The sequence below is a fragment of the Pseudomonas oligotrophica genome, from assembly GCF_021726475.1.
Lineage (GTDB): Bacteria > Pseudomonadota > Gammaproteobacteria > Pseudomonadales > Pseudomonadaceae > Stutzerimonas > Stutzerimonas oligotrophica.
Genome location: NZ_JAKJRU010000005.1, coordinates 267,886 through 288,918, shown reverse-complemented (window position 1 = coordinate 288,918; position 21,033 = coordinate 267,886). Strand labels below are relative to the sequence as shown.

Below are 21,033 nucleotides of genomic sequence, written 5' to 3'. Positions count from 1 at the left end.
CCGTGCCATGCAGCAGCCATCTGCGCCGAACCCACGGTCTTGCGTCGGTGCAATCAGGCGCGCCGCACACGCAGCCGGCATTCGCGGATCATCACCTGCCCCGGCGCGAGGATCTCCAGCCCTTCACCACCCCGGTTGAGCGCGCCATTGGCGTGCGACACCGGCTCCACGGCGATGAGGCCCTGGGCCACCGGCGGGGTGTAGACGACCAGATACTGCAGCCCGGGGCCCGCCTCGATCGCCAGGCTCAGCCGCTGTGCCGGCCAGCGGAGCCGGGCCTGGCCATTCCAGCCGGCGAAATTGTTGTCCAGCCCCGGCTCGTCCACGGCGCGCAACTGGCTGAAATCCCAGCCAGCCGGAATCGCCGCCTGGCGCAGCGGCAGCTGCTGCTCGTCGGCCAGCCAGACCGCCTCGGCGGCGAACTGCAGCTCGACACCGGCATGCCGCGCAAAGTACGGGTGCCAGCCGAGCCCCGCCGGCATCGGCCGGCTGTCGCGGTTGTGCAGCTTGAGTTCCAGCGCCAGGCCATCGTCCAGCAGCTGCAGCCGCTGGCTGAGGTGGAAGGCGAACGGCCAGTCCGCGGCGTTCTCGCCCTGGCTCGGCTCGTGCGCCAGGCTCAGCAGAAGGTGATCGGCACCCTGCTCGTCCAGCTGCCAGGCCCGCTTCCAGGCCACACCATGGATCGGCAAGGCGTGATCGGCCGAGTTGCGCCGCAGCCGATGCGAGGTGCCGTCGAAGTCGAAGCGACCCGCGGCGACCCGGTTGGAATAAGGCGCCAGCACGAAGCAGCCCGTGCGCCGCACCTGCTCGCCGCCATCCCAGGGCCGCAGCAGATCGAAGCCCTCGAAGGCGAAACGGGTGATCGCCCCGCCCAGCGCCGGGCACACCGCGAGCTGGAAACCGTTACGGGCAAGGTAGAGCTCGTCGAACGCAAGCATGTCGTCTCCTCGTCGATGGCGAGTCCGCACACCTTTTCGTGGGAGCGGTCTCGACCGCGAATGGGGCCGCGCAGGGTTTCGCGGTCAAGACCGCCCACCAGGTCTGGCGTCAGCCGTAGGGTGGAAAACGCGCACAGCGGTTTTCCACCGCGCAGCGCCGCCGGTGGATGGCTTCGGCCATCCACCCTACAGCTCTCCTCCAGCGCACCGGGCGCGTGGGATCGGTCTCGACCGCGAATGGGGTCGCGCCGGGTTTCGCGGTCAAGACCGCTGCCACAGGTCTGGCGTCAGCCGTAGGGTGGAAAACGCGCGCAGTGCTTTTCCACCGCGCAGCGCCTGCGGTGGATGGCTTCGGCCATCCACCCTACAGCTCCCCTCCAGTGCACCGCGGGCGCGTGGGAGCGGTCTCGACCGGGAATCGGTCGCGCAGGGTTTCGCGGTCAAGACCGCTCCCACAGGTCTGGCGTCAGCCGTAGGGTGGAAAACGCGCACAGCGCTTTTCCACCGCGCAGTGCCTGCGGTGGATGGCTTCGGCCATCCACCCTACAGCTCCCCTCCAGCGCACCGCAGGCGCGTGGGAGCGGTCTCGACCGCGAATCGCTCGCGCAGGCGTTCACGGTCAAGTCCGCTCCACAAGGGGCCGGCGCCAAGACGGGCCCCGGCAATCAGACCGGCGTCACCAGCTGCCCCTCGGCGAGCCAGCGCTGCAGATTGGCCAGCACCAGGTCCTCCATTGCACCGCGGGTTTCCCGGGTGGCACTGCCGATGTGCGGCAGCAGGACCACGTTGTCCATGCCCAGCAGCGCCTCGGGTACCTTGGGTTCCTGGGCGAACACGTCCAGCGCCGCGCCGCCGAGGCGGCCGGCCTGCAGCGCCTCGACCAGCGCCGGCTCGTCCACCACGGAACCACGCGCGACATTCACCAGCAGCCCTTCCGGACCAAGCGCGTCGAGCACGTCGCGGTCCACCAGGCCGCGGGTCTGAGGACCGCCAACACAGGTCAGCAGCAGCACGTCGGCCCAGCGCGCCAGCTCCACCAGGCTGCCGGCATATTCGTAGGGGCAGTCGGTGAGCGGCCGACGGTTGTGGTAACGCACCGGCATGGCGAAGCCCTCGGCGCGGCGGGCCACCGCCAGGCCGATGCGGCCGAGCCCGAGAATGCCGAGACGGCTGCCGGTGACCCGGCGCGCCAGCGGCAGGTTGCCGTTCAGCCAGCCGCCGGCACGGACGAAGCGATCGGCGCGGCTCAGCTGCCGGCGGCCGTCGATGATCAGCCCCATGGCGAGGTCGGCGACACAGTCGTTGAGCACCTCCGGCGTGTTGCTGATGGCGATGCCACGGGCCTGCGCCGCCGGCACGTCGATGGGGTCGTAGCCGACGCCGAAGCTGACGATGGACTTGAGCGCCGGCAGCCGTGCCATCAGCTCGGCCGAGCAGCCGAAGCGCGAACCGGTGACCACCACTTCGATCGCTTCGGCCACCTCATCCAGGCGCGCGGCGGCTTCGGCCTGCCACAGCGGCAGGATGTCGTAGCGGCTGGCCAGTTCATGATCGAGCCGCGCCGACAGCGGCGCGACCTGCAGCAGATAAGCCATGGTGTTCTCCTCGCTGAGCCGGTTCACAGCACCTTGCCCGGGTTCATCAGCCCCTTGGGGTCCAAGGTGTCTTTGAGTGCGCGCATCAGCGTCTGTTCGAGCGGGTTCTTGTAGTGCCGGGCGGCTTCGCGCTTGGCCTGGCCGAGGCCGTGCTCGGCGCTGATGCTGCCGTTCAGCGCCAGCGTGGCGTCGAACACCTGCCCGGTCAGCTGCGGCGCCTGCGCCAGGAAAGCGGCATCCTTCATGCCCGGCGGCTTGCTCAGGTTGTAGTGCAGGTTGCCGTCGCCGACATGCCCGTAGCAGACGATCCGCACGCCGGGCAGCGCCTCCTGCAACCGGGCGCCGGTGCCGGCGATGAACGCCGGGATGCTGCTGATGGGCACGCTGATATCGTGCTTGAGGCTCGGCCCCTCATGGTTCTGCGCCTCGGATATGCCCTCGCGCAGCCGCCAGAGCGCGGCGGCCTGGGCCTGGCTGGAAGCGATCACCGCGTCCTGCAGCAGCCCCAGTTCGACGCCCTCGCCCAGCGCGACCTGCAATGTCTCGTCGAGGGCGGCAGCGGCGGCCGGGTCGCTCAGCTCGACCAGCAGGTACCACGGATAGGCCGTATCGAACGGATCGACGCTGCCGGGTTGATGACGCAGCACGAAGTCGAGGCTCTGCCGCGACATCAGCTCGAAGCCACTCAGGCGCTCACCGCAGTACCCGCGCAGGGTGCCGAGCAGCGCCACCGCCGACTCGGCATCGGCCAGCGCCGCCCAGGCGGTGGCCCGCCTGCGGATCGCCGGATAGAGCTTGAGCACCGCCGCGGTGATGATGCCCAGCGTGCCCTCCGCACCGATGAACAGCTGCTTGAGGTCGTAGCCGGTGTTGTCCTTGCGCAGCCCGCGCAGGCCGTTCCAGATCTGCCCGTCCGGCAGCACCACCTCGAGGCCAAGGGTCAGCTCGCGCATGTTGCCGTAGCGCAGCACGGCGGTGCCGCCGGCATTGGTCGCCAGGTTGCCGCCGACCGTGCAGCTGCCTTCGGCGCCCAGCGACAGCGGGAACAGCCGGCCGGCCTCGGCGGCGGCTTGCTGCAGCCGGGCGAGAATCACCCCGGCCTCGACGGTGACGGTGTCGTTGTGCACGTCCAGCTCGCGGATGCGCTGCATGCGCGTCAGCGACAGCACCAGCTGCTCGCCCGAGGCATCGGGGATCGAGCCACCGCACAGGCCGGTATTGCCGCCCTGCGGCACCAGCGCCACGCCGGCCTGCTGGCACAGGCGCACCGCCGCGGCGACCTCGTCGGTACTGGCCGGGCGCAGTACCGCCGCGGCCTTGCCGCGGTAGGCGTTGCGCCAGTCGCTGAGATAGGGCGCCATGCGCTGCGGGTCGCGCAGCAGGCCGGCATCACCGAGCACGGCGTGCAGGCGCTGGAGCAGTGCGTCGTCCACGGCCGTCTCCTTCAGGTGATGGGCGCCGGGTTGAACAGCACCAGGTCATTGTGCAGGCGGTGCCGTTCGGCCCAGGTCTTGCGGCGGCCGCTGGCGACGTCCAGGTAGTAGTGGAACAGTTCCCAGCCGAGTTCCTCGATGCTCGCGCGGCCGGTGGCGATGCGCCCGGCGTCGATATCGATCAGGTCAGGCCAGCGCTCGGCCAGTTCGGTGCGCGTCGCCACCTTGACCACTGGCGCCATGGCCAGGCCGTAGGGCGTACCGCGGCCGGTGGTGAACACGTGCAGGTTCATCCCGGCCGCCAGCTGCAGCGTGCCGCAGACGAAGTCGGACGCCGGGGTGGCGCAGAAGATCAGGCCCTTTCGCTCGACCCGCTCGCCCGGCCCGAGCACGCCGTTGATGGCGCCGCTGCCGGATTTGACGATGGAACCCAGGGACTTCTCGACGATGTTCGACAACCCGCCCTTCTTGTTGCCCGGCGTGGTGTTGGCGCTGCGATCGGCGGCGCCGCGCTCCAGGTAGCGGTCGTACCAGTCCATCTCGGCGATCAGCGCATCGGCGACCTCCGGCGTTTCAGCGCGGGCAGTCAACATGTACACCGCATCGCGCACCTCGGTGTTCTCCGAGAACATCACCGTGGCCCCGGCACGCACCAGCAGGTCGGCCGCATAGCCCAGCGCCGGGTTGGCGGTAATGCCGGAGAAGGCGTCGCTGCCGCCGCACTGCATGCCGAGGATCAGCTCGCTGGCCGGCACCGTTTCGCGGCGGCGCTGGTCGAGCTTCTTCAGCCGCGTTTCGGCCAGCGCCATGATCTGCTCGATCATCTCGCCGAAGCCGCTGTTCGACTCCTGCAGGCGGTACAGCCAGGGGTCGCGCAGGTCCACCGAGGGATCGCCCTCGTGCATCACCTGCTCGGCCTGCAGTTTCTCGCAGCCGAGACTGATGACCAGCGCTTCGCCGCCGAGGTTCGGGTTGCGCGCCAGGTTGCGCACGGTGCGGATGGGGATGTAGGCGTCGCGGGCGTTGATCGCCACGCCGCAGCCGTAGCTGTGGGTCAGGGCGACCACGTCGTCGACGTTCGGGTATCTGGGCAGCAGCTCGTCGCGGATGCGCTTGACTGCATGCTCCAACACGCCGGTGACGCACTGCACCGTGGTGCTGATGCCGAGGATGTTGCGCGTGCCAACGGTGCCGTCGGCGTTGCGGTACCCGTCGAAGGTGTAGCCCTCGAGCGGGTCGAGCCCGGCCGGCACGGCGGTGGCGCGCGGCAGGCTGTCCAGCGGCGGTGCGCTGGGCATCCGCAACTGGGTTTCCTTGACCCAGCTGCCACGGCGCAGGGGTTCGAGGGCATAACCGATGATCTGTCCGTAGCGGCGCACCGGCTCGCCTTCACCGATGTCCACCAGCGCGACCTTGTGGCTCTGCGGAACGGCCTCGACCGTGACCAGCCCGCCCTCGAACTGCGCACCGACCGGCACGCCGCCGTCATTGACCACCACGGCGACGTTGTCCGCCTCGTTCAGGCGGATGCAGCGCGGGGAATTCTGGTGGGGAATCAGTTGCACGGTTTCGCTCATGTCTGCTCCGGTTGGGGTCCGGTTATTGTTCTGTTCGGCGATCGCCGAGGATGCCATGCATGGCCGACCTCGGACGGCGGACGGCCGAAGCCGTCCACCGGAGCCCGCCTGGCGAGCGCGCCTCAGCGCACCATGCACGGCTTCTTGTTGTTGAAGGTCCAGTTGGGGATCAGGTACTGCATGGCGATGGCGTCATCGCGGGCACCCAGCCCTTTCTCCTGGTAGTGGGCATGCGCCTGCTCCAGGGCATCCCAGTCCAGCTCGACGCCCAGCCCCGGCTTCTGCGGCACCGCGACCTTGCCGCCGACGATCTTCAGCGGCTCACGGGTCAGGTGCTGGCCGTCCTGCCAGATCCAGTGGGTGTCGATGGCGGTGACGCGACCCGGCGCGGCGGCCGCCACGTGGGTGAACATCGCCAGGGAGATGTCGAAGTGGTTGTTCGAGTGCGAGCCCCAGGTCAGGCCGAAGTCGGCGCACATCTGCGCCACGCGCACCGAGCCGGCCATGGTCCAGAAGTGCGGGTCGGCCAGCGGGATATCCACCGAGTGCAGGCACACCGCGTGACTCATCTGTCGCCAGTCGGTGGCGATCATGTTGGTCGCGGTGGGCAGGCCGGTGGCGCGGCGGAACTCGGCCATCACTTCACGACCGGAATAGCCGTTCTCGGCACCGCAGGGGTCTTCGGCATAGGCCAGCACGCCATGCAGGTCGCGACACAGGCCGATGGCTTCGTCCAACGACCAGGCGCCGTTGGGGTCCAGGGTCACGCGGGCGTCGGGGAAGCGCTGGGCCAGGGCGCGGATCGCCTCGACTTCCTCTTCGCCGCGCAGCACGCCGCCCTTGAGCTTGAAGTCCTTGAAGCCGTAGCGCTCGTAGGCCGCCTCGGCCTGGCGGACGATGCGCTCCGGTGTCATGGCCTCCTCGTTGCGCACGCGAAACCAGGCGTCGTCGGAGTTGGATTCGTCGCGGTAGCCGAGGTCGGTCCTGTTGCGATCGCCGACGAAGAACAAGTAGCCAAGCATTTCCACTTCGTCACGCTGCTGGCCTTCGCCGAGCAGGGCGGCGACCGGCACCTCGAGGTGCTGGCCGAGCAGGTCGAGCAGCGCCGACTCCAGCGCGGTGACGGCGTGAATGGCGATGCGCAGGTCGAAGGTCTGCAGGCCGCGGCCGCCGGCGTCACGGTCGGCGAAGGCGCGGCGCACCTTGCCGAGCAGCGCGTTGTACTGGCCGATCGGTTCGCCGACCAGCAGGGCGCGGGCATCGTCGAGGGTCTGGCGGATGGCTTCGCCGCCCGGCACTTCGCCGACGCCGACGTGGCCGGCGCTGTCCTTGAGGATGAGGATGTTGCGGGTGAACCAGGGCCCATGGGCGCCGCTGAGGTTCATCAGCATGCTGTCCTGCCCGGCGACGGGCACGACGGTGAGTTCGGTGATGCGGGGCGTGCCCGACATGGCGGTGGTCATGGGTGTCCCTCTGTTGTTCTTGTGGGGATGCGACGCCCACCGGGGGCGCCGTGACGCAGTCTTGCTGCCGGACCTTTCGGCCGGCTTTCAACATCAGCCGATGTAGGTGGTCTTCACCGTGGTGTAGAACTCCTGGGCGTAGCGACCCTGTTCGCGCGGGCCATAGGACGAGCCTTTGCGACCGCCGAACGGCACGTGGTAATCCACCCCGGCGGTGGGCAGGTTGATCATCACCATGCCGGCCTGGGCGTGGCGCTTGAAGTGGTTGGCGTATTTCAGCGAGGTGGTGCAGATACCGGCGGACAGGCCGAACTCGGTGTCGTTGGCCATGGCCAGCGCCTCGTCGTAATCCTTGACCTTCACCACGTTGGCCACCGGGCCGAAGATTTCCTCGCGGCTGATGCGCATGCTCGGGTTGCTGTCGACGAACAGCGTCGGCGCCAGGAAGTAGCCCTCGGTGCCACATTTGACCCGCTCGCCGCCGCAGGCCAGGCGCGCGCCCTCCTGCTTGCCGATCTCGATGTAGCGCAGGTCCTGCTCCAGCTGCGCCTCGGACACCACGGGGCCGACGTCGACGCCCTGCTCCAGCGCCGGGCCGACCTTGATCTTCTTGATACGCTCGACCATCGCCTCGACGAAGCGGTCGTAGATGCCTTCGGTGACGATGATGCGGCTCGACGCCGTACAGCGCTGGCCGGTCGAATAAAACGCGCTCTGGGTGCACAGCTCGACGGCAACGTTGAGGTCGGCATCGTCCAGCACGATCTGCGGGTTCTTGCCGCCCATTTCCAGCTGCACCTTGGCGCCTCGCGCCACGCAGGCCTGGGCGATACCGCGACCGACACCAACCGAACCGGTGAAGCTCACGGCGTCGACATCCTTGGCATTGACGATGGCCTCACCGACTTCACGACCGCGGCCCATCACCAGATTGAACACGCCGGCCGGGAAGCCCGCCCGGGAGATGATCTCGGCGATGGCCCAGGCGCAGCCCGGTACCAGATCGGCCGGTTTGATCACCACGCAGTTGCCGAAGGCCAGCGCCGGAGCGATCTTCCAGGCGGGGATGGCGATGGGGAAGTTCCAGGGGGTGATCAGGCCGATCACGCCCAGCGGTTCGCGGGTGACCTCGACGCCGACTCCGGGGCGCACCGACTGCAGCGTCTCGCCAGCCTGGCGCAGGCACTCGCCGGCGAAGAACTTGAAGATATTGCCGGCACGGGCGACTTCGCCGATGGCTTCCGGCAGGGTCTTGCCCTCCTCGCGGGCCAGCAGCGTGCCGAGCTCTTCGCGGCGGGCGAGGATTTCCAGGCCGACCTTTTCCAGCGCATCGGCGCGCGCCTGGATGCCGAAGCTGGCCCAGGCCGGGAAGGCGCGGCGGGCGGCGGCGATGGCCTGCTCGACCTGGGCGGCATCGGCCTGGGCGTATTCGCCGATCAAGTCCGACAGGTCGGAGGGGTTGACGTTGGCCTGGTAGCGATCCGAGGCGACCCACTGGCCGTCGATGTAGTTGTCGTAGCGCTTGCTCATGGTCTCTCCTGTCACGGGTCGTAGGGTGCGCCATGCGCACCGATGACGGCGAATGGCGGGCGCCGCGGTATGGACGGCCGCGGCCCCCATGCGCTTACTGCGCGCCCTGGGCCTCGATCAGCACCGCCAGGCGCTCGTACTCGTCGGGCTTGAGCTCGGTCAGCGGCGCGCGCACCGGGCCGGCGTCGTGACCGGCGATGCGGGCGCCGGCCTTGACGATGCTGACCGCATAGCCCTTGCAGCGGTTGCGGATGTCCAGGTACGGCAGGAAGAAGTCATCGATCAGCTTGCCGACGGTCTCATGATCGTCACGGGCGATGGCCTTGTAGAAATCCATGGCGGTCTTCGGAATGAAGTTGAACACCGCCGAGGAATACACCGGCACGCCCAGTGCCTTGTAGGCCGCGGCATAGACTTCCGCGGTCGGCAGGCCGCCGAGGTAGCTGAAACGGTCGCCGAGGCGGCGACGGATCGACACCATCAGCTCGAGGTCGCCCAGGCCGTCCTTGTAGCCGATCAGGTTCGGGCAGCGCTCGGCGAGCCGTTCGAGCAGCGGCGCGGTCAGGCGGCAGACGTTGCGGTTGTAGACCACCACGCCGATGTTCACCGACTTGCAGACCTCCTCGACGTGCCGGGCAACGCCCTCCTGGCTGGCTTCGGTGAGGTAGTGCGGCAGCAGCAGCAGGCCCTTGGCCCCCAGGCGCTCGGCCTCCTGGGCCATCTGGATGGCCAGGCGGGTCGGCCCGCCGACGCCGGCGAGGATCGGCACCGTGCCATCGCAGGTATCGACGGCGGTCTTGATGATCTCGCTGTACTCGCGCGGCTCCAGCGAGAAGAACTCGCCAGTGCCACCGGCGGCGAACAGCGCCGAGGCGCCGTACGGCCCGAGCCACTCCAGGCGCTTGACGTAGCCGGCGCGGTCGAAATCACCCTGCGCGTTGAAATCGGTGACCGGGAACGACAGCAGGCCGGAGGAAAGGATGGCCTTCAATTCTTGTGGATTCATTATTCGACATCCTGGGTAGGTGTTGAGGAGGATCGCGGGCATCAGCCTTGAGATACGTTATCGTACAACTACGAATAGTCCAACCGTTTTTTCGCTGCGATTTTTCCGCGTCCTGAAAGCTGAATGAAAGCTTGCTCCGCTCCACTCGACCGGTTGCGCGCATTAACTGTGTGCGCCCGCCGGATCGGCTCGGCAGGCGGCCGCCTGCGGTCCTGAATGACGATGACGATTTCGTTTGACAGCTGCCGAGTCGGGCTGTAAAAAATCGCCAATGTCGTACGACGACCTATAACCACAACAACAAAGCGAGGCCCCGGACATGTTCCGCTACCGCCCGACCCCTGCGCAGCCGCCGGCTGCCGATGATGCCCACGGCTGCCGCGCAGCCCGGCCCTTCGACGCGCCGAACCTGGCTGCCGGCAACGGAGGCCAGGCGCGATGAGCCAGCAACCCGCTGCAACGCCCCGCGTCCAGAGCATGCAGGTCATCCCGGTGGCCGGCCACGACAGCATGTTGCTCAACCTATGCGGTGCCCACGCTCCCTACTTCACCCGCAACCTGGTACTGCTCACCGACGATGCCGGCAACACCGGCATCGGCGAAGTACCCGGTGGCGAAGGCATCCGCCAGGCACTGGAGCGCTGCCGGCCGCTGGTCATCGACCAGCCGATCGGCCTCTACAACCGCACACTCAACCGTCTGCGGAATGCCATTGCCGGCAATGCCGCCGGCACCCCGCCGGCGACCCGCCACGAGGTGACCTCCGAAGCCGAGGCCGCCGTGCTGCGCCAGCCGCACGAGATCAACCTGCGCCTGGACAACGTGATCACCGCGGTCGAGGCCGCGCTGCTCGATCTGCTCGGCCAGCACCTGCAGGTGCCGGTGGCCGAGCTGCTGGGCAGCGGTCAGCAACGTGACGCGGTGCCGATGCTGGCCTACCTCTTCTATATAGGCGATCGCCAGCGCACCGACCTGCCCTATCTGGCCAGCACCGGTGAGGATTGGTACCACCTGCGCCATCAGCAGGCGCTGACCCCTGATGCGATCGCCCGTCTGGCCGAGGCCGCCCATGCGCGCTACGGCTTCGCCGACTTCAAGCTCAAGGGCGGCGTGATGCGCGGCGCGGAGGAGATGCAGGCGATCGCCGCGATCAAGGCGCGCTTCCCCGATGCCCGCGTCACCCTCGACCCCAACGGCGCCTGGTCGCTGGACGAAGCCATCGCCCTGTGCAAGGGCCAGGGCCACCTGCTGGCCTACGCCGAGGACCCCTGCGGCCCGGAAAACGGCTATTCCGGCCGCGAGATCATGGCCGAGTTCAAGCGCGCCACCGGCATTCCCACCGCCACCAACATGGTCGCCACCGACTGGCGGCAGATGGGCCACTCGCTGCGCCTGGAATCGGTGGACATCCCGCTGGCCGACCCGCACTTCTGGACCATGCAGGGCTCGGTGCGCCTGGCACAGATGTGCGAGCAGTTCGGCCTGACCTGGGGCTCGCACTCGAACAACCACTTCGATGTCTCGCTGGCCATGTTCACCCACGCCGCAGCTGCCGCACCGGGGCGCATCACCGCCATCGACACCCACTGGATCTGGCAGGAGGGCCAGGAGCGCCTGACCCGCGAGCCACTGCAGATCGTCGGCGGCCAGGTCCGCGTGCCCGAGCGCCCGGGCCTGGGCATCGAGCCGGACATGGACCGGATCATGGCCGCCCACGAGTTGTACAAGCAGGTCGCCAGCGGCGCCCGCGACGACGCCATGGCGATGCGCTACCTGGTGCCTGGCTGGACCTACGACCCGAAGAAACCCAGCCTCGGCCGCAATACCTGAACCCGCAAGCCCCAAACCGGAGAACTCCAATGAAAACAATATTCCGCGCCTCCCTCCTTTCCGCCCTCGTCGGCATCGCCGGTCTCGCCGCTGCAACCACCACGATGGCCGCCGAGGTGAAATGGCCGACCCGCCCCGTGCAGGTGGTGGTGATCGCCAACCCTGGTGGCGACACCGACTTCAATGCCCGCACCATGGCCAAGTACTTCAACCAGATCACCGGCAAGAGCATGGTGGTGACCAACATCGCCGGCGGCGGCGGCACCCTTGCAGCCGAGCAGGTCAAGGGCGCGGCGGCCGATGGCAACACCATCCTCTTCACCCACCCGGGCCAGCTGATCGTCAACGAGGTTGCCGGCCTCACCGAGGACAGCTACGAGACCTTCGACGTGTCCTGCATCGCCGGCGTCGACAAGAGCACGGTGTTCGTCGCCTCCAAGCAGTCCGGCGTGACCAGCATGCAGGACCTGATCGACAAGTCGAAGGCCAAGCCGGGCAGCATCACCTATGGCACCGAGATGGGTAGCTTCTCGCACATCCAGGGCCTGATGCTGGAGAAGCTCACCGGCGCCAAGCTGAAGATGGTCGACGGCGGCACCGTCTCCGACCGCGTGGTGGGCATGCTCGGCGGTCGCCTGGACCTGGGCGCGATCACCTACGGCTCGGTGCAGGACTACGTCAGCGGCGGGCAGATGGTCGCCCTCGGCCAGCCCAACACCGAGCGCAACGCCATGCTCGGTGACGTGCCGACGCTCAAGGAGCAGGGCCTGGACATCACCATGGACAAGCCCTACGTCGTGGCCTTCCCGAAGGGCACCGACCCGGCCATCGTGAAGAAGATGGCCGACGTGATGAAGCAGATCACCGAAATCCCCGAGTACGCCGAGGACCTGAAGAAGTTCAAGCAGCCGGTGGCCTACTACGGCACCGACGAGGCCAAGCAGATCCTGGCCAAGACCCGCGAAGACTTCATGCAGTTCAGAGACGAGCTGCGTCAGGCCAAGAAATAAACCCGACGCAACGCCAGCCGGCCGCACGAGCCGGCTGGCCGCTTCTCTTCGCGTACGGAGGTTTGCCATGACCACTGCGAACAAGAAAGAACTGACCATCGGCGTGGCCATGCTCGGCGCCGGTATCGCCTACCTGGCGCTGGCCTACCGCCTGCCCGGCCATGAGGGCATCGACGCCGCCACCCTGCCCTTCCTGCTGGCCGCCCTGCTCTGCCTGTTCGGCGTCCTGCAACTGGCCAGCGCCTTCGGTGGCGCCGCGCCGCCGCCGGCCACCGAGGCGGACGACGCCAAGGCCAGCGTGATCGAGCCCGCCACGGTGCTCAAGACCCTCGGCCTGATCCTGCTCTACGTGGTGCTGCTGGGACCGGTGGGCTTTCCCATCATGACCACGCTCTACCTGTACCTGCAGTTCATCGTGCTGACGCCGGTGGATCGCAAGATCCGCCACCTGCCCTATGCGGGCATCGCGCTGGTCACGTCCATCGTCATCTATCTGCTGTTCCGCGAGGCCTTCGATCTGTTGCTGCCCGCCGGCCTGCTGAATTTCCTCTGAGGAATCGACCATGCTCGAATTACTGCAGCAAGGCTTCGGTGCCGTCTTCTCGCTCAACATCCTGATCCTGATGTTCCTCGGCGTCGCCGTCGGCATCGTGTTCGGCGCCGTGCCCGGCCTGTCCGCGACCATGGCGGTCGCCCTGTGCCTGCCGCTGACCTTCACCATGGGTCCGCAGGCCGGCCTGTCGCTGCTGGTCGCCCTGTTCATCGGCGCCACATCCGGCGGCCTGATCTCGGCGATCCTGCTGAAGATTCCCGGCACACCATCGTCCATCGCCACGGTGTTCGACGGCGGCCCGCTGATGGAGCAGGGCCTGGGCGTGAAGGCGCTCGGCGTTGGCATCGTGTTCTCCTTTCTCGGCACCATCTTCAGCATCATCGCGCTGATGTTCATCGCCCCGCAGCTGGCCAAGGTGGCGCTGAGCTTCGGCCCGCACGAATACTTCGCCATCGCGGTGTTCTCCCTGACGCTGATCGCCACCCTGTCGGCCGGCTCGATGGTCAAGGGGCTGTTCGCCGGCACCCTCGGCATCGCCGTGTCCACCGTCGGCATCGCGCCGGTGGAGGCGGTGCGCCGCTTCACCTTCGGCCTCAGCGAACTGAACGGCGGCTTCTCCATGCTCACGGTGATGATCGGCATGTTCGCCGTCGCCGAGGTCATCAAGCTCGCCGAAACCGGGCGGCACGCCGCGCGCAGCAAGGCCGGCTCGGTGAGCATGAAGCACATCAAGGGCTTCGGCTTCTCGCTCAGGGAGTTCCGCCAGGAACTGCCCAACGCCAGCCGCTCGGGCCTGATCGGCCTGGCGGTGGGCATCCTGCCGGGCATCGGCGCCGGCACCTCCAACCTGCTCTCCTACATCGTCGCGAAGAAGCGCGCCAAGCAGCCGGAAACCTACGGCAAGGGCAACATCGGCGGCGTGGTCGCCAGCGAGACGGCGAACAACGCCGGCATCGGCGGCGCCATGATGCCGCTGATGACTCTGGGCATTCCCGGCGACACCACCACCGCGATCCTGCTCGGCGGCTTCCTGATCCACGGCATCCAGCCCGGCCCGCTGCTGTTCGTCAGCCAGGGCCCGCTGGTCTACACCATCTTCGCCGCGCTGCTGGTGGCCTCGGTGATGATGCTGTTCATGGAGTTCTACGGCCTGCGCCTGTTCATCAAGCTGCTCGACGTGCCCAAGCACATCCTCCTGCCGATCATCCTGGTGCTCTGCGTGGTCGGCGCGTTCGGCCTCTCCAGCCGGCTGTTCGACGTCTGGTCGATCCTGCTGTTCGGGCTGCTCGGCTACGGTTTCGTCAAGGCGGGCATGCCGGTCGCGCCCTTCATCATCGGCTTCATCCTCGGGCCGATGGCCGAAACCAACCTGCGCCGCGGCCTGATGCTGTCCGATGGCAACTTCGCCGCCTTCGTCAGCAACCCCATCGCGGCGACCTTCCTCGGCCTGGCCCTGGCCTTCGTGCTCTGGCAGCTGTACAGCGCCGTGCGGCCACGCAGCGGTGCCATCGCCCAGGCCCTGCGTACCTGAACCGACGCCCCTCTTCCGGCCGGAGGAGGGCTTGGCTCAGCCGCGCCGACCGAACGCATCGCTTGCCAGCGTCCAGCCCGCCACCCGCTCGCTGAGGCTCAGCCCCAGTCCGAGCCGGGTCGGCACCTGGATGCAGCCCCCACTGATCTCGAGCCGCTCCTCGAACAGCGGCTCCAGCCATTCGAAGTGTTCGACCCAGGCCACGTGTTCGTAGGCGGCCGCGAGGTGGATATGCAACTCCATGACGAAATGCGGCGCCAGCACCAGCCCGCGTCGCCGCGCCGCCTCGGCCACCTGCAGGAACGGGGTGATGCCGCCGATACGCGGGGCGTCGTGCATGATCACATCCACCGCGCCGCGCTCGACGAAGGCACAGGCGTCGGCCGCACTGGCGAGCATCTCGCCGCTACCGACCGGGGTGACCAGCTGCGCGGCCAGGGCGGCATGGCCGTCCAGATCGTGGGCATCCAGTGGCTCCTCGATCCACGCCAGCTCCAGCTCCTCCAGCGCGCGCCCCATGCGCAGTGCGGTGGTGCGGTCCCATTGCTGGTTGACGTCGACCATCAGCGCCACATCCGCCCCCAGCGCCTCGCGCAGCGCCCGCACGCGGCGCAGGTCCTCGCGCCGGTTCGGCTGGCCGACCTTGAGCTTGATGCCACCGATGCCGCGCGCCAGCGAAGCCTCGGCGCGCTCAATGACCTCCTCGATGGGCGCCTGCAGATAGCCACCGGAGGTGTTGTAGCAGGGCACCGCATCGCGCTGGGCGCCGAGCAGCTTGGCCAGCGGCAACCCGGCGCGGCGCGCCTTGAGGTCCCACAGTGCGGTGTCGAAGGCGGCGATGCTCTGCAGCGCCAGGCCGCAGCGGCCGATCGAGGCGCTGGCCCAGCCCAGCCGGCCGCACAAACGGGCGATGTCGTTGGGGTCTTCGCCGAGCAGCAGCGGCGCCAGCTCGCGGGCATGAATGTATTGCGCCGGTCCGCCGGTACGCAGGCTGTAGCTGAAGCCCAGCCCCTTATGGCCCTGTTGCGTCTGCAGCTCGACGATGAGCAGGCTGACCGCATCCAATGGCTGCTGGCGACCGGTGGCAACCTTGGCATCGCTGACCGCCCGGGCCAGCGGCAGCTCTACCGCGCGCAGGCCGATCCAGCTGATGCGGTCCGCTTCATAGAAGTCGCTCATTCGTGCCGCCGTTTCGCCAATCTGGGGATGCGCTAGATAATCCCTCTGCGGATTGATACGGTCCAATTCATTATCGCACTCGATTGATACCAGGAACGGATCAATGTTCGAACTCGCCCAGCTGCGCTGCTTCACCACCCTGGCCAGCGAATTGAATTTCCGCCGTGCCGCCGAGCGCCTGAACATGACGCAGCCGCCGCTGAGCCGGCAGATCCAGTTGCTGGAGCATCAGCTCGGCGTGGCGCTGTTCACCCGCAGCACGCGCTCGGTGGCGCTCACCGCCGCCGGTCGCGCCTTCTTCGTCGAGGCACAGGCGTTGCTCGACCAGGCCCACCGCGCGGCGCAAGGCGCGCGGCTGGCTGCACTGGGCGAGAGCGGCTCGCTGACCATCAGCTTCGTGGCCAGCGCGGTTTACGACTTCCTGCCGCGCGCGATCACACAGATACGTCGGGAACGGCCGGGCGTGGCCATCAACCTGCTGGAAACCACCACCTTCGAACAGCTGCAGGCTCTGCGCGGGCGCCGGGTCGACCTGGCGGTGGTGCGCGAGCCGTTGCAGCAGCCGGGGCTGGTCAGCGAATGCCTGCTGCGCGAGCCCTTCGTGCTGGCCGCGCCGGTCGGGCACCCGCTGGCGCAGCATCCGGCGCCGACCCTGGAAATGCTCCACGGCGAGCCGTTCATCCTCTATGCCCACGGCGCCTGGCAGCCGTTCAACGAGCTGCACACCGGGCTGTTCCGCGCCAGCGGCATCCAGCCCGACTACGTGCAGTCGCTGGGCTCGACGCTGACCATCCTCTCGCTGGTGAACGCTGGCCTCGGCCTGGCGCTGGTGCCGCGCGGGGCCAGCGCGATCCGCTTCCAGCAGGTGTGCTTTCGTGAACTGCCGCTGCCGCCGGGCATCTGCGCCGAACTGCACCTGGCCTGGCGCGATGACAACGACAACCCGGCGCTGGAGGCCGCGCGCGATGCCGTGCGCCAGGCGGCCGGCGACATTGTCGAAGGCCCGCCGCCGATCCAGCGCCAGGACCTGCCATCGGCGTCACCGCAGGACGGATCGGCAGCCATGCCTAAGCGCGCTGGCCGATCTCGGCCTGCTGCACCGTCCAGCCCGCGACCCGCTCGCTGAGGGTAAGACCCAACCCCGGCCGGTTCGGCACCAGCATGCGCCCGTCGCGGATCTCCAGGCGCTCCTCGAAGAGCGGCTCGAGCCACTCGAAATGCTCGACCCAGGGTTCGCGGCTGTGGGTCGCGGCGAGGTGCACATGCAACTCCATGGCGAAGTGCGGCGCCAGGGTCATGCCGGCCTGCTCGGCGAGGGTTTGCACGCGCAGGTACGGCGTGATGCCGCCGACCCTTGGCGCATCGGGCATGAGGAAATCGGCGGCGCGCTGGCGGATGAACTCCCAATGCTCGGCCGGGCTGGTGAGCATCTCGCCGGTGGCGATCGGCGTATCGAACTGGCGCACCAGCTCGGCATGCCCCTCGGCGTCGTAGCAGTCCAGCGGCTCCTCGATCCAGACCAGGTCGAAGGGCTCCAGGCGCCGGCACATGCGCCGCGCCATCGGCCGGTCCCACTGCTGGTTGGCATCGACCATCAGCGGGAAGGCCTCGCCCAGGTGCTGGCGCACCGTGCCGACGCGGTGCAGGTCCAGCGTCCAGTCGGGCTGGCCGACCTTGAGTTTGATGCCGCCGATGCCCTTGTCCCGGGAAATCTCGGTGTTCCTCAGCAGCTGCTCGAGCGGCGTATGCAGGAAGCCGCCGGAGGTGTTGTAGCAGCGCACCGAGTCGCGATGGGCACCGAGCAGACGCGCCAGCGACAGCCCGGCCCGGCGCGCCTTGAGATCCCACAACGCCACGTCGAAGGCACCGATAGCCTGGGTCGCCAGCCCGCTGCGCCCCACCGATGCGCCGGCCCAGCACAGCTTGTCCCATAGCCGGGCGATGTCGCTGGGGTTCTCGCCGAGCAGGTTCGGCGCCACCTCCAGCGCGTGGGCGAACTGGCCGGGGCCACCGGCGCGCTTGGTATAGCTGAACCCCAGGCCGCGATGGCCCTCGCGGGTCTCGATCTCGGCGATCAGGATGGCGATCTCGGTCATCGACTTCTGCCGCCCGGTGAGCACCTTGGCGTCGCTGATCGGGTTGGCCAGCGGCAAGGCCACCGAGCGCAGGCACAGCCAGGCGATGCGGTCGTCGTCGGCAGTGGTAATGACGGGTTGGTCGGTCATGGAGCCTCCTCGGTATGAAGAAACCGACGGCCCGCAGGGCCGCCGGAAATGGACAGCCCGAGTCAGGCTACGATGATTGCGCAATCATTCAAGGGTGGGTGGGATACCGATTGGGAGCGGCTGCTGACGGTCAAAAGCGGACTGTTCCGCAAATGACCAAGCCTTCAGCAGTGAGCTTCGCGAAGCTCTACGTTTTTACGGACTATTCAATGTTACTGAGCAGTTTTGTCCATGGCAGCGGCTGCCAATATGCCGAGAGCATCTTCTTTGAAGCCCCGATCAGGTAGGCCTTCACAGCTTTGGTCGACATAAACTCCTGCATGGCTTTTGCGACCTCTGGCTCTGGACGCGCAATCAAGAGTTTCGTCTGGACGAACAGCCCCCACGCATAGGCTCAATCCGGGGTTAGTGCCAGCTTACAGAGATGCTCCTGAAGGCTTTCGAGCGCAGCTTGCTTTGGGCCGAACTCTGACTGATCCCGAGGGCCAACGGTGAAATTTCGAAAGCTCGGTATTGAGGTTTGAAGGCCTCTTCAATGCCAGATACGATTCACACACGGTTTGTTCATGCTCCTCGTGCATGCGCTAGACGAGGCTGACGTTGAGCTTCAATAATACTTAGGCTGACTGAAGAATGCATTACTGCTTGTGGTTAGTGTTGCTCCCTTCGTACGATTGCAGCGCCAGCATAGAGCTTGCAAGTTACCCTCTATTGTAGTGCCGCCCTTGGAGACTGGAATAACATGATCAATTTCAATTAACAGGTTCTTTTCATTGAGCGAAGAGGCCCCGCATATTTGACAAGTGTAATTGTCTCTTTGCTTAATTTTTTCTCGAAGCTGCGGGGTCATCAATGCTCTTTGACCTTTGATGCTATTTCTAAATCGAACAATGTCACCAAGATACTTGATGAATCTCTCTAGATTTTCCATGTCTAATACTATTGTTACCTCATAAGAACTATTGCCGCCAGAGGAAACGTACTGAAATTTGTAGGCTTGGAAATTTATATCGACTAGGCTGACAGGCTCAAAGCCGAGTTCCTTAGCTAAACGCTGTTTATTCAGAATGTAGAACATTGATGGTATCGGGCCTGTCAGGCTCAGCATGAGTCGGTTGCGTTCCTGCTCCAGCAGGGCCTTTCCTTGATACGCTGCAAGGTAGTTGTTCAGCGCTGTCTCAAGGTGTGAGAGCGTATTTTCGTTGGCGCTAATGTCAAAGTATTTGCAAAGATATTTGAACGGCTGGTCATTGGCAGCTTTGCACACGCTGGCGGAGCAATGATGTACTTTGGCATCTTTTGTAGATTTGGCCCACTCCAATCGCTTGAATAGGTATCTGCTTGTATCGTGAAGACTGCCGTGGCCGTAGTCGTATGAATTAATGTCAAGCTGCGTGCTCTTCAAATTTTCAATGTGGTGATTGAGATCATTGCAGTCTTCCGCGTGCTTCTTTATGCCATTCTTTAACTTCAGAAATTTCTCGTTGTGGAAATACCAAAAAGCATAAGCCTCATAACCAATGATAATTACTAACACCGAATAGAGTGCGACCTTGATCTCGGCAGATAGAAATGAGACTGTTGCGATCATGTCGCTAATGATAAGAAAAACAGTAAAAGCAAGTGTAAGCCTTAACATCAATATCTTCCTTAATCTTATCCTGTTAAGGGTTCAAGGGGCGGGGGTTTAGTGCTATTTGGCTGGCTCGCATTAACGATGTGTATTAAGTTGTGCGGGAGCAGCCCCTTAGTGTGGCTCGTTGAAGTATCGCGTAGAGCCTGAGTCAATGCTTCCGGGGCTAGCTTAGCGGCTAACGCGTCCCTTCGGGAGATGCTTGATCAAGTGGCTTTGAATCGCCCCCGGCTTGCCTAGTACATGGGGAGTGTCTCCTTCTGGCCGTCAGCAGCCCATCGCAACTGCAGAATCAGAAGCGCCCAACGACACCCCAAAGCACTGGCGATGCCAGCGCGGTCGATAGACGGCATCGCCACGGGTTGACTGCATCGTCGATGGCCGCCGGATGAATCTGTACCGCCCGATCAGACGCCAACTGCGCTGTTCCGTCGCAGCAACACCCCCTAATCTGGCTGGCCGGACATTGAATGGGCGTCGTCGATCCGACGCTGCCACCTGGAGGACTCGGGCATGACCGACGCAGCAACCGATCTGCATCATTTCGACCGACACATGGTCTGGGCCGGTTTTCGCCAGCTGGCGCCGATCTCCATCTTCGTCACCCTGTTCGGTGCCGCCTTCGGCCTCGCCGCGGTGCAGACCGGGCTGGATGATTCGGTGATCCTGGCGATGAGTGCGCTGGTGTTCGCCGGCGCCTCGCAGTTCGCCGCGCTGGAGCTGTGGGGCACGCAGGTGCCGCTGTTCACCCTGATGGTCACGGTGTTCGCCATCAATGCGCGCCACCTGCTGATGGGCGCGACGCTCTACCCCTGGTTGCGCCAGCTGCCGCCGGGGCGGCGCTACGGGGTGATGCTGATCGCCTCGGACGCCAACTGGGCGATGGCCATGCAGGCCTTCAACCGCGGCAGCCCCGGCTTCGGCCTGCTGCTCGGCGGTGGCCTGGCGCTCTGGTCGTTCTGGGTGGTTGGCAGCTGGCTGGGCATCCACTTCGGCAGTGCGGTCAGCGATCCCAAGCGCCTGGGCCTGGACATGGTGATGGGCTGCTTCCTGCTGGCGATGGTGGTCGGCGGCGAGAAGAACCTGCGCATGCTGGTGATCTGGAGCGTCGCCGCCAGCGCCTCGCTGCTCGCCTTCCTTTACCTGCCGGAGAACAGCCACGTGGTGGTAGGTGCCCTCGCCGGTGGCCTGGCCGGGCTGCTGTGGACGGAGAAGAAGCGTGAATCTTGATGCGACAGGCTACGGTGCTCTGGTCCTGGTGCTGGTCATGGCCGCCGTGACCCTGGCGACGCGCTGGGGCGGCGTGATGGTCATGGCCTTCGTGCCCATCGGCGACCGCGTCCGGCAGTTCATCACCGCCATGTCCGGCTCGGTGCTGGTGGCGATCCTCGCGCCGATGGCATGGCAGGGCGACGCCGGCGCCCGGCTGGCGCTCTTGGCCACGGCAGTGACCATGCTGGTGCTGAAGAAGCCGTTGCCGGCGATTGCCGCGGGCATCCTCACCGCGGCGCTGGTCAGGCAGCTCTGAGC

At 66.4% G+C, this 21,033-nt stretch carries 18 protein-coding genes; 8 read left to right on the top strand and 10 right to left on the bottom strand.

What is annotated here, in order from left to right; all coding sequences use genetic code 11:
* Positions 1–53: 53 nt before the first annotated feature.
* The 7 genes from L3N39_RS12700 to kdgD all read right to left on the bottom strand — a co-directional run bounded on the left by L3N39_RS12700 (position 54) and on the right by kdgD (position 9,542).
* The gene (locus L3N39_RS12700; RefSeq protein ID WP_237257697.1) at positions 54–938 is read right to left on the bottom strand and encodes an aldose 1-epimerase; all 885 of its coding nucleotides are present in this window, start codon (positions 936–938) and stop codon (positions 54–56) included.
* A gap of 665 nt (positions 939–1,603) precedes the next feature.
* Entirely contained in the window at positions 1,604–2,533 is a 930-nt protein-coding gene (locus L3N39_RS12695; protein WP_237257696.1) for a 2-hydroxyacid dehydrogenase, read from the bottom strand.
* A gap of 23 nt (positions 2,534–2,556) precedes the next feature.
* A complete protein-coding gene (locus L3N39_RS12690; protein WP_237257695.1) occupies positions 2,557–3,966 on the bottom strand; it encodes an FAD-binding oxidoreductase in 1,410 nt (469 codons plus the stop codon).
* Between the two features lie 11 nt (positions 3,967–3,977).
* The gene (gene garD, locus L3N39_RS12685) at positions 3,978–5,531 is read right to left on the bottom strand and encodes a galactarate dehydratase (protein WP_237257835.1); all 1,554 of its coding nucleotides are present in this window, start codon (positions 5,529–5,531) and stop codon (positions 3,978–3,980) included.
* Between the two features lie 134 nt (positions 5,532–5,665).
* A complete protein-coding gene (gene gudD / locus L3N39_RS12680) occupies positions 5,666–7,006 on the bottom strand; it encodes a glucarate dehydratase (RefSeq protein WP_053527167.1) in 1,341 nt (446 codons plus the stop codon).
* 93 nt (positions 7,007–7,099) lie between these two features.
* Positions 7,100–8,536, bottom strand: coding sequence for an aldehyde dehydrogenase family protein (locus tag L3N39_RS12675; RefSeq protein WP_237257694.1), 1,437 nt, complete (start codon positions 8,534–8,536; stop codon positions 7,100–7,102).
* Between the two features lie 94 nt (positions 8,537–8,630).
* Positions 8,631–9,542 carry a 5-dehydro-4-deoxyglucarate dehydratase gene (kdgD, locus tag L3N39_RS12670; protein WP_237257693.1) on the bottom strand — a complete coding sequence of 304 codons (912 nt, stop codon included), beginning with the start codon at positions 9,540–9,542 and terminating at the stop codon, positions 8,631–8,633.
* A gap of 438 nt (positions 9,543–9,980) precedes the next feature.
* Between kdgD and L3N39_RS12665 the strand changes: the two genes are divergently transcribed.
* The 4 genes from L3N39_RS12665 (at position 9,981) to L3N39_RS12650 (ending at position 14,466) form a co-directional block, all read left to right on the top strand.
* On the top strand, positions 9,981–11,372 hold the full coding sequence (locus L3N39_RS12665; RefSeq protein ID WP_237257692.1) for an enolase C-terminal domain-like protein: 1,392 nt from the start codon (positions 9,981–9,983) through the stop codon (positions 11,370–11,372).
* 29 nt (positions 11,373–11,401) lie between these two features.
* Positions 11,402–12,382, top strand: coding sequence for a tripartite tricarboxylate transporter substrate binding protein (locus L3N39_RS12660; protein ID WP_237257691.1), 981 nt, complete (start codon positions 11,402–11,404; stop codon positions 12,380–12,382).
* Between the two features lie 67 nt (positions 12,383–12,449).
* Positions 12,450–12,935 carry a tripartite tricarboxylate transporter TctB family protein gene (locus L3N39_RS12655; protein WP_237257690.1) on the top strand — a complete coding sequence of 162 codons (486 nt, stop codon included), beginning with the start codon at positions 12,450–12,452 and terminating at the stop codon, positions 12,933–12,935.
* 10 nt (positions 12,936–12,945) lie between these two features.
* Positions 12,946–14,466 carry a tripartite tricarboxylate transporter permease gene (locus L3N39_RS12650; RefSeq protein WP_237257689.1) on the top strand — a complete coding sequence of 507 codons (1,521 nt, stop codon included), beginning with the start codon at positions 12,946–12,948 and terminating at the stop codon, positions 14,464–14,466.
* Between the two features lie 36 nt (positions 14,467–14,502).
* Here the strand turns inward: L3N39_RS12650 and L3N39_RS12645 are convergent, their stop codons facing one another.
* Complete coding sequence (locus tag L3N39_RS12645; RefSeq protein ID WP_237257688.1) at positions 14,503–15,645, bottom strand: L-talarate/galactarate dehydratase; 1,143 nt, start codon at positions 15,643–15,645, stop codon at positions 14,503–14,505.
* A 103-nt stretch (positions 15,646–15,748) separates the two neighbouring features.
* Between L3N39_RS12645 and L3N39_RS12640 the strand changes: the two genes are divergently transcribed.
* Entirely contained in the window at positions 15,749–16,771 is a 1,023-nt protein-coding gene (locus tag L3N39_RS12640) for a LysR family transcriptional regulator (RefSeq protein ID WP_237257687.1), read from the top strand.
* On the opposite strand, the gene L3N39_RS12635 is transcribed toward L3N39_RS12640, so the two are convergent.
* Positions 16,713–17,870 (bottom strand): L-talarate/galactarate dehydratase, encoded by a 1,158-nt coding sequence (locus L3N39_RS12635; protein ID WP_237257686.1) that lies wholly within the window; start codon positions 17,868–17,870, stop codon positions 16,713–16,715. The genes L3N39_RS12640 and L3N39_RS12635 overlap by 59 nt on opposite strands.
* A gap of 14 nt (positions 17,871–17,884) precedes the next feature.
* Between L3N39_RS12635 and L3N39_RS12630 the strand changes: the two genes are divergently transcribed.
* Entirely contained in the window at positions 17,885–18,157 is a 273-nt protein-coding gene (locus tag L3N39_RS12630; RefSeq protein WP_237257685.1) for a hypothetical protein, read from the top strand.
* A gap of 320 nt (positions 18,158–18,477) precedes the next feature.
* Here the strand turns inward: L3N39_RS12630 and L3N39_RS12625 are convergent, their stop codons facing one another.
* Positions 18,478–19,509: an HNH endonuclease gene (locus L3N39_RS12625; protein WP_237257684.1), complete on the bottom strand. Its 1,032-nt coding sequence runs from the start codon at positions 19,507–19,509 to the stop codon at positions 18,478–18,480.
* A gap of 507 nt (positions 19,510–20,016) precedes the next feature.
* Between L3N39_RS12625 and L3N39_RS12620 the strand changes: the two genes are divergently transcribed.
* Entirely contained in the window at positions 20,017–20,733 is a 717-nt protein-coding gene (locus L3N39_RS12620) for an AzlC family ABC transporter permease (protein WP_237257683.1), read from the top strand.
* The gene (locus L3N39_RS12615; protein WP_237257682.1) at positions 20,723–21,031 is read left to right on the top strand and encodes an AzlD family protein; all 309 of its coding nucleotides are present in this window, start codon (positions 20,723–20,725) and stop codon (positions 21,029–21,031) included. Before L3N39_RS12620 ends, L3N39_RS12615 begins: the two co-directional genes overlap by 11 nt.
* The last annotated feature ends 2 nt before the right edge of the window (positions 21,032–21,033 follow it).

Excerpts from the sequence above, each read along its gene's own strand:
- L3N39_RS12700 (WP_237257697.1), bottom strand. The coding sequence starts at position 938 with ATGCTTGCGTTCGACGAGCTCTACCTTGCCCGTAACGGTTTCCAGCTC.
- L3N39_RS12695 (WP_237257696.1), bottom strand. The coding sequence starts at position 2,533 with ATGGCTTATCTGCTGCAGGTCGCGCCGCTGTCGGCGCGGCTCGATCAT.
- gudD (WP_053527167.1), bottom strand. The coding sequence starts at position 7,006 with ATGACCACCGCCATGTCGGGCACGCCCCGCATCACCGAACTCACCGTC.
- L3N39_RS12675 (WP_237257694.1), bottom strand. The coding sequence starts at position 8,536 with ATGAGCAAGCGCTACGACAACTACATCGACGGCCAGTGGGTCGCCTCG.
- kdgD (WP_237257693.1), bottom strand. The coding sequence starts at position 9,542 with ATGAATCCACAAGAATTGAAGGCCATCCTTTCCTCCGGCCTGCTGTCG.
- L3N39_RS12665 (WP_237257692.1), top strand. The coding sequence starts at position 9,981 with ATGAGCCAGCAACCCGCTGCAACGCCCCGCGTCCAGAGCATGCAGGTC.
- L3N39_RS12660 (WP_237257691.1), top strand. The coding sequence starts at position 11,402 with ATGAAAACAATATTCCGCGCCTCCCTCCTTTCCGCCCTCGTCGGCATC.
- L3N39_RS12655 (WP_237257690.1), top strand. The coding sequence starts at position 12,450 with ATGACCACTGCGAACAAGAAAGAACTGACCATCGGCGTGGCCATGCTC.
- L3N39_RS12650 (WP_237257689.1), top strand. The coding sequence starts at position 12,946 with ATGCTCGAATTACTGCAGCAAGGCTTCGGTGCCGTCTTCTCGCTCAAC.
- L3N39_RS12645 (WP_237257688.1), bottom strand. The coding sequence starts at position 15,645 with ATGAGCGACTTCTATGAAGCGGACCGCATCAGCTGGATCGGCCTGCGC.
- L3N39_RS12640 (WP_237257687.1), top strand. The coding sequence starts at position 15,749 with ATGTTCGAACTCGCCCAGCTGCGCTGCTTCACCACCCTGGCCAGCGAA.
- L3N39_RS12635 (WP_237257686.1), bottom strand. The coding sequence starts at position 17,870 with ATGACCGACCAACCCGTCATTACCACTGCCGACGACGACCGCATCGCC.
- L3N39_RS12630 (WP_237257685.1), top strand. The coding sequence starts at position 17,885 with ATGAAGAAACCGACGGCCCGCAGGGCCGCCGGAAATGGACAGCCCGAG.
- L3N39_RS12625 (WP_237257684.1), bottom strand. The coding sequence starts at position 19,509 with ATGTTAAGGCTTACACTTGCTTTTACTGTTTTTCTTATCATTAGCGAC.
- L3N39_RS12620 (WP_237257683.1), top strand. The coding sequence starts at position 20,017 with ATGACCGACGCAGCAACCGATCTGCATCATTTCGACCGACACATGGTC.